Annotated in this window: 7 protein-coding genes and 1 pseudogene; all 8 read right to left on the bottom strand. The window is 60.1% G+C overall.

Annotated elements, in window-relative coordinates:
- Positions 1 to 242, bottom strand: a pseudogene (locus AC1D00_RS19250) (hypothetical protein); the annotation flags it as partial.
- Positions 243 to 251: 9 nt separating this feature from the next.
- Positions 252 to 1,856, bottom strand: a complete 1,605-nt coding sequence (locus tag AC1D00_RS19245; protein WP_477011746.1) for a type II and III secretion system protein family protein — start codon at positions 1,854 to 1,856, stop codon at positions 252 to 254.
- 345 nt (positions 1,857 to 2,201) lie between these two features.
- A complete protein-coding gene (locus tag AC1D00_RS19240) occupies positions 2,202 to 2,615 on the bottom strand; it encodes a TadE/TadG family type IV pilus assembly protein (RefSeq protein ID WP_404554830.1) in 414 nt (137 codons plus the stop codon).
- Positions 2,615 to 3,919, bottom strand: a complete 1,305-nt coding sequence (locus AC1D00_RS19235) for a pilus assembly protein TadG-related protein (protein WP_477011745.1) — start codon at positions 3,917 to 3,919, stop codon at positions 2,615 to 2,617. Before AC1D00_RS19235 ends, AC1D00_RS19240 begins: the two co-directional genes overlap by 1 nt.
- 9 nt (positions 3,920 to 3,928) lie before the next feature.
- On the bottom strand, positions 3,929 to 4,408 hold the full coding sequence (locus AC1D00_RS19230; RefSeq protein WP_477011744.1) for a hypothetical protein: 480 nt from the start codon (positions 4,406 to 4,408) through the stop codon (positions 3,929 to 3,931).
- Between the two features lie 17 nt (positions 4,409 to 4,425).
- Positions 4,426 to 5,328: a type II secretion system F family protein gene (locus tag AC1D00_RS19225; protein WP_404554824.1), complete on the bottom strand. Its 903-nt coding sequence runs from the start codon at positions 5,326 to 5,328 to the stop codon at positions 4,426 to 4,428.
- Positions 5,325 to 6,260 (bottom strand): type II secretion system F family protein, encoded by a 936-nt coding sequence (locus AC1D00_RS19220; RefSeq protein WP_404554823.1) that lies wholly within the window; start codon positions 6,258 to 6,260, stop codon positions 5,325 to 5,327. Before AC1D00_RS19220 ends, AC1D00_RS19225 begins: the two co-directional genes overlap by 4 nt.
- The coding region (locus tag AC1D00_RS19215; protein ID WP_477011743.1) for a CpaF family protein at positions 6,257 to 7,167 on the bottom strand (911 nt) is incomplete at its 5' end. The genes AC1D00_RS19220 and AC1D00_RS19215, both read right to left, overlap by 4 nt.

Raw genomic sequence — 7,167 nt, 5'->3', positions numbered from 1 at the left:
GCACCATAGCGCGTCACGGCGGCACCCACGCGCCGAGCGTCATACGCGATCCTACGATCGCCGACGTTTCGCGGCCATGGATGGATTGTATGGGTGACGGCGTTGACCTGCTTGGCATCGCCGGCGGTCATGGTGATGGTTTCGGAACGCTGGAAGTAGCGGTCCATCTCGTCATGACCGGCAAGACCGTAACATCCCCCGAGCAGCAAAGGCGCGAACAGAACCAGATACCTTTTGGTCATCTCTCGCTCCTAGTTGAGGGTCTTTACGACCGGCTGCTCGGCGGCGGCAGCCGGGGGCGGAACGGGCGTCCTGAGCTCGGGAGCGATGATGTGGCCGTACGGGCCCTTCACATCGCCGCCGGAATTGACGTAGTCATCGTACCGCTTGCGGACTTCCATCTGGCCGTTGAGGAAGAAATCGACGTCATTGGCTGGCAGGCGCGAATCGAGCGGAGACGCCAGTCGCTGACCGGGCACCGCCGGCGCGACCAGGTGCGGCGTGACGATGATGACCAGATCCGTTTCCTGCTGCTGGTACGACTTGCTGCTGAACAAGGCTCCAAGCACCGGCACCGAGCCGATCCAGGGCAATTGCGAGACATCCTGCCGGTTGCGGGTCTGCAGCAGGCCGGCAATGGCAAAGCTCTGGCCGTCGCGCAATTCGACCGTGGTTCGCGCATCGCGGCGCGTCAGCGCTGGAACTGTCGTCCCCTGAATCGTCACCGCATTGGCGAAATCAAGCTCGCTGACCGACGGCTCGACCCGAAGATTGATCACGCCGCGCGAGAGCACCGTGGGTACGAAGGCCAGCTCGACGCCGAACTTCTTGTAGTCGATGGTGACAGTGGGAAATCCGTTCGTCGTCGTGTTCGGGATCGGCACTGGAAATTCACCGCCGGCCAGGAAGCGGGCAGCATCGCCGGACAGTGTGGTCAAATTCGGCTCCGCTAGTCGACGCGCCAATCCTTTTGTTTCCAATGCGGTGATCAGCAGATCGACCGAGCCGCCGTTGCTGGTTCGAATGAGACTGGTCAGCAAGCTTCCGAACGGGGCCGGCGCGATACCGCCCGCGGTCCCCAACAGCGTCCCTACCGTTCCGAGGACCGGAAGGCTGCCTGACCCCGGAGGCGCACCGATCGGCTGTCGGGCTGCAGTCGCCACTCCAAGCCCGGTATTCCCAACGTTGGTGCCGTTGGCATTCGCCGCATAAAGGTTCACGCCGAGGTCTCGACCGGCCTCCCGGCTGACCTCGAGGAAGCGCACCTCCAGCATCACCTGCTGCGGCGCTGCGACGCTCATCGCGTTGACGACAGTGCCGACTTTCCCGACGGTGCTGGTGGCGATTGCCATGGCCCGCTCGGCCGCAACCGCGTCGGCGGCGGTTCCGCTGAGCACCACCTGGCCCTCGGAGGCGGAGACGCGAACACCCTGCATGCCGGTGCCGGTCCGGATGTTCTGCTGCAGATTGCCGGTATCGATCACGACCTCGACATCGAGGACCCCGATCTGCTTCATCGAGCTATCGAACAGGATAACGTTGGTGGTGCCGGTCTGCTTGCCCTGGACATAGATCATGTGGTCGCTCAGCGACTTCACATCGACGATGTCGGGCGAGCCCGCGACAATGGTCGAAAACGCCGTATCGACCTTGAAGGTGCGCGACTTATTGACGACCACCCTGACCCGCTGGACCTCGTTCATTTCGCTGACGAAGACACCGCCGGAGGAACCCCGCCGGTCTGCGGCCGCCGCGTGGTCAGCGCACCCAAATGAGGCCGCCGCCGCGCCAAGCCCCATCATGCCGAAGGCGAGAAGCTTCCCTACCCTCATACCTGAAACGCGACCGCCACCCATTCGAGTCCCCCCACCGCGATCCACGGCTGTCCCGCAAATCTACGTGCTCGATATCCCCAAAAGTTCCCCTGCGCGCACCATGTCGCAGAGTTTACAATTCATCCCATTACAAATCGTTATTTGGTATTTCCAACATCACACGCCTCATTAGGCCTCCTTGCAAGAAGAGACGCTTACCGCACCGCGGCAAGTGCGGAGAAAACTTGGCAATGTTGCCAGCGCGCACCACTTTTTCCCGCCCGCATGGAACTATCCTGCTTGCGCCTCGGGACGGATTGCCGCAGCTCCTGCGCTTGGCAAGCGCCCTATCGGTTCTCGGCAATCGACTCAGACCCTGGGAACCCGCTAGAACGGAACCTTGGTGGAGGCGCTCGGCGCATTCAATGAGGTTCCCCATATCGGCATGATCATGGTGAAGCCCGGCTGAGATGCGGTAACAGTGGCAGGAGAGCTTGCCGCCGCCGGYGCGCTCACCGTCGGTGTGGAACCGCCATTCATGTACAGATAGGGAGCAGCATCCTGCTTTTGCGCATCGGACAGAGGATCGCCGCTGCAACTCGGCGTGGTTTTTTGGATGGCCGCAGTGCTGTAGCAGCCGATCATGATTGCCCGGGCAGCGGCATCCGATAGGGTCCGCAGCGATTGCATGGTGATCGCATATCGACCGAAATCGAAAATCGCGAACATCAATGTGAAAAGCGGCACGGCGACGAGGCAAAACTCCAGCGCCGCGGTGCCGCGCCGATCGAGCTTCCTCATCACTGCACCAATGTTACATATTGGGTGCTGGGCAGCTTCGTGGACGTCGGGCACCCTGTGCTGTCGAAGGTAGCATTGCCATTGAACGCGATCGATTTGGCGATCAACTCGCCACACCCGCCCCCGCTCAAGCTGATCGTCGGATTTCCCTGGAACGTCACCGCCGCATTTGGCAAGTACATGGTCCCACTCAAGTTGATATTGCTGTTGCCACCAATGGTCACGGCAACATTGCTCTGATCGTATATCGACATGTTGGCGAACAAGCCGGCGAAGGGCTGAAGCACAGACGGAAGCTGCGAGGTCGCCACTGACGGATTGCCCCCGATGGTGATGGTTCCAGTGCCTTTCATGTCAAAACTCGCACCCGGCAACAGGATGAACAATGCCGTTCCCGAGATCGCCGTGGTGCCCTTCAGAGTCAGCGTTCCGGAAATAAAATATACGCCACCAGTCAGATTGATCGTGGTATTTCCCGTCAAGCTCACGTTGTTGTTCTTGCATGGAGTCGCTGCCGTATACGCGACCAGATTGCTCCCCGTACAATTCGAGAGTGTCGGTAGGGTAACCGCATCCAGCACGGAGAAGGGATTGTTGACCGGCGGCATATAGGTGTATGCGGGACCACAGAATTGTGAGGCGCCCGTACAGCCGCCTGCAGACGATAGCGAGCCGACATTCATGGTCATCCCGCCAYCGGTGAAGTTCAGTGCGTTGCCGGCCGTACCATTCGCGGCCATGCCGCAATTCGGCGCATTGATGTTCGGGCTGCCCTGGAAACTGATAGACGTCAATGACAGAGCGCATGGCGGCTTCGGAAGACCCTGCACTGCCGCAACCGCTGTCGCGCCGATGGTAACGGTCGAAATGCCAAGCACTTTTGCTAGGTAGGTTGGCTGTTGCTGGGTCACAGTGGCCTGAACGAAATTTGTTCCGCTGGCCCCGGGCCACGACGTGAGCGACGCGATCTGGACGGTTTGCGTGGTTCCACTCGGAAGGCTGCCGAGACACCGCGCGCCGGGATAAGCGGTGGTGTCGCCCCCGTTGCAGAAGGAGTGCTGTGCCGCAAACTGCTTGGCGCGATAGTCCACCGTATTTGAGACCGCGCAGGGTGGCGAGTTCAGGCATGCCTGCTGGACGCCGCCCGAATAGGCTGCCGCATCGGCGGCATTCTGCGCGTGTTTCTTGGTGACGTACCACGATCCCGCCTCGCCCCCCAGCGCAAGTGCTCCTATCAGCGGCACGAGGGCGACGACGGTTGCGAATGCGACTGAACCTCGACGGCTGCGGAGCAAATTGCGCATGGAATACTCCTATTGAAACCGTTCCGAGTAAGGCAGTGTGTACGTACAACCATTGCCGGCACCGCTCGTGCACAACACCGAACTCAGCACCATGGGTGTCAGGGTGACGGTGGTCGTGTATGAATAGTACCTGGGCGGTATATCGTTGCCGGCAGAGCAGACAGCGCTGCTCTCACCGCAAATGATCTGGAAATTGGAGATCGGATACCTGGAGTCAGCCTTGGCGACTGCGGCTGTCGTCCAACTCGACGCGTTCGTAACGTCGGTCGGCGGGGAATACTGGATGGATTGGCCGAAGGCGCGCAATGCCTGCCACGCGGATATGTACTGGAAGCCGGCGATCGCTAGGTCGGCAAGCGGCAGAAGCAGACTCATGATCAGGAAAAGGTAGACGATGGTCATTTCGAACGCGACTGCGCCACGCCGATCCGCGAGGAAAGGCGCTTTGCGGCTCATTGGTCTGGCCCGACAGGCGCGAACCGTGCTCATGGTCTCCTATCCCGTGCCTAGATCTGCTTGAACGAACGAAGGAGATGCAGAAACGGACTTGCTCCCAAAATGACGAACATGGCCGGAAGCAGGAACAGCACCATCGGAATGGTCAGCTTGGCGCCGAGCTTGTGTGCTCTTTCTTCCAGCTTGGTAATGCGTTCCTGACGGAGATCCACAGCGATACTGCGCAGAGCCTGGCTCAACGGCGTGCCGTATTGCAGGCTTTGGCTGACCATCGTGCCGAAACGGCGCAGGCCATCCGAAATAGATCCCAACTTCTCGAATGCCTCGGCGCGATTCGGTGCGATGCGGAGATCATCGAGAAGACCGCGCAGGACCCGGGCCATTGCCGGATTTGACGCGCTCATCTCTTCCGCGACGCGTTCCAGCCCGCTCTCCAGGCCCATTCCAGCCTCGCTGCACACAACCAGCAGGTCGATGGTATCAGGCGTGCCCAGTCGGATCGCCGCATCAAACCGTCGTTTCAGCATCCACAGAATCAACCGCGGCCCCATGATTCCGAACACCACGCCGAACAGCGTGAAGATCAGCACGTCCATCGGATCCTTCCCCGAAAGCTGCGCAACGAGCAGGGCAAGGATCGGGAACGAGAACATGCTGACCGTCTTGACGCCGATCCAGATCGGCAAGGTCCGATAATGATTGAAGCCCGATGACTGAAGGACCGTTCGTAGCTGGTCCAGATTCTCCTCGGCGTAGAAGCGCCGATACCGCGTGCCGATCGATGAAAACCAACCGATCATGTCCTGTGATGATGTCGCCTGGCCAGGAACGCCCATCACGGCTTTCGACACCCGCGCGTCCAGTGTGCGAAGGTGTATTTCGCGGATGATCAACACGAAGGTCGCAGTCGCAGCTGCCATCGCGAGGGCCACCAAACTAAGACCGGCACTCATAGTGCTGTTTCCCTTCTGATCATCCAGCGTATCACCAGGTGTCCGACAAGCACTGATCCTGCAGCGTAAGCCAGGAGCATGTTTCCGGTCGGATCATGGAACAGCAAATTTACGGTGGTCGGGTTGATCCAGTACAGCAATCCGCCGATGATGAGGGGCGAGAGCGAAAGCGCGCGTGAGGAGAAGATCACCTCTCCTGCCAGAGCCTTCGCGCGCGCAGCCAGCGCAACACGCTGACTCACGGTCTCTCCTAGTGTCTGCAAGGTTTCGGCCAAACTGCCGCCCGACTTCAACTGGACTGCGAGTGTCACCGCAAACATCGCATACTCGGCGACCTGCGTTCGMCGATAGATGGCTTCTACAGCCTCCTCCGGAGGTCTCCCCAGGTTCAATTCGCTGCATACCAGCGCAAATTGCCCGGCGGTCGGTTGCGGCATCTCGCGCGCGATGGTGCGGAACGCCTCGTTCACGGGCAGCCCCGATCGAACAGTGCTCGTCACCAATTGGATGGTGTCAGGCAGCTGTCGGAAGAGTTGATTGACGAAGCGACGCTGCTGCCATCCAAATAGCCCTCGCACCACCAGGACGGCGACAATTGCAGCCGCGATGGACACGTGCAGGATGGAAAACTCGAGCACGCGACTATTAACATAAAAGACTGCTATTGCAGCGAAGACACCGGCAAGCAGCGTGTAGGCCGGGTGCCAGGCGTATACGACCGCGGGCTTGTAATTGGTCATCCGGTGGAGAAATTGCGAGCGGGACCCGGCCGCGGAACGACGAATGGAAATCAGGCTGGCCGCGTGTGAGGCCGGCAGCGCTATCGCTAGCTGACGATCCATGCGCTGTTCTCGGGCGTCGAGCCACAACGATATGGCTGACGCGCACAGCAGGAGCATCAGGACAGTGATAATCACAAAAGACGGAATCATATTTGCCTCATGGCCTCGGCCCAGGCGCGATCAAGTCCGTAATAGACAAGACGGCTCTTGAACTTCGGGATTGCGTGGGTGGATCTGTAGATGCCCGATATCCGCCCGTGAACGTCCTCGTCCTGGTACTGGAACGATGCGATGTCGTTAGTGGTGATCACATCGCCTTCGAGGCCGATCACTTCGCTGATCTGGACGATACGGCGCTGCCCATCCCGCATGCGCTCGATTTGTACGATAATATCCAGCGCCGCGACGATCTGGCTTCGAATTGCCCGCGTCGGCAGGTTGACCTGCCCCATCTGCACCATGTTTTCGATGCGGGTCAGCGCATCGCGGGTGCTGTTGGCATGCACCGTAGAGATCGAACCGTCATGGCCGGTGTTCATCGCTTGCAGCATGTCAAACGCTTCGGCACCGCGCACCTCGCCTACGATGATCCGGTCAGGACGCATGCGCAGGGCGTTCCACAATAGATCGCGTTGCGTCACCAGCCCTGTGCCCTCGATGCTGGGAGGCCGCGTCTCCAGGCTGATCACATGCGGCTGCTGAAGTTGCAGCTCAGCCGCATCCTCGATCGTGACAACGCGCTCGCTGTGATCAATGAACTGGCTCATCGCGTTCAACATCGTCGTCTTGCCGGAGCCGGTGCCGCCCGAGACCAGGATATTGAGCCGAGACCGTGCGGCGATCTCGAGTAACTGTCCCATCGGCGCGGTCATTGACCCGTTTTCGATCATCCCGGCCATGTCCAAACGATGACTTGGGAATTTCCGGATCGAAATGCATGGACCATGGATCGACAGCGGAGGAAAGATGATGTTGACGCGGCTGCCGTCCGGCAGGCGGCAATCCACCATCGGACTGGATTCGTCGACACGCCGGCCGACTTGCGCCGCAATCTTCT

The sequence above is a fragment of the Bradyrhizobium sp. P2_E8 genome (assembly GCF_056403875.1).
Note: the sequence above shows the minus strand (reverse complement) of the source record. Positions and strands in the feature narration are given on the sequence as shown.

What these genes read in the sequence shown, in the direction of transcription:
- AC1D00_RS19245 (WP_477011746.1), bottom strand. Translation starts at nt 1,856, where the DNA reads ATGGGTGGCGGTCGCGTTTCAGGTATGAGGGTAGGGAAGCTTCTCGCC.
- AC1D00_RS19230 (WP_477011744.1), bottom strand. Translation starts at nt 4,408, where the DNA reads ATGAGCACGGTTCGCGCCTGTCGGGCCAGACCAATGAGCCGCAAAGCG.
- AC1D00_RS19225 (WP_404554824.1), bottom strand. Translation starts at nt 5,328, where the DNA reads ATGAGTGCCGGTCTTAGTTTGGTGGCCCTCGCGATGGCAGCTGCGACT.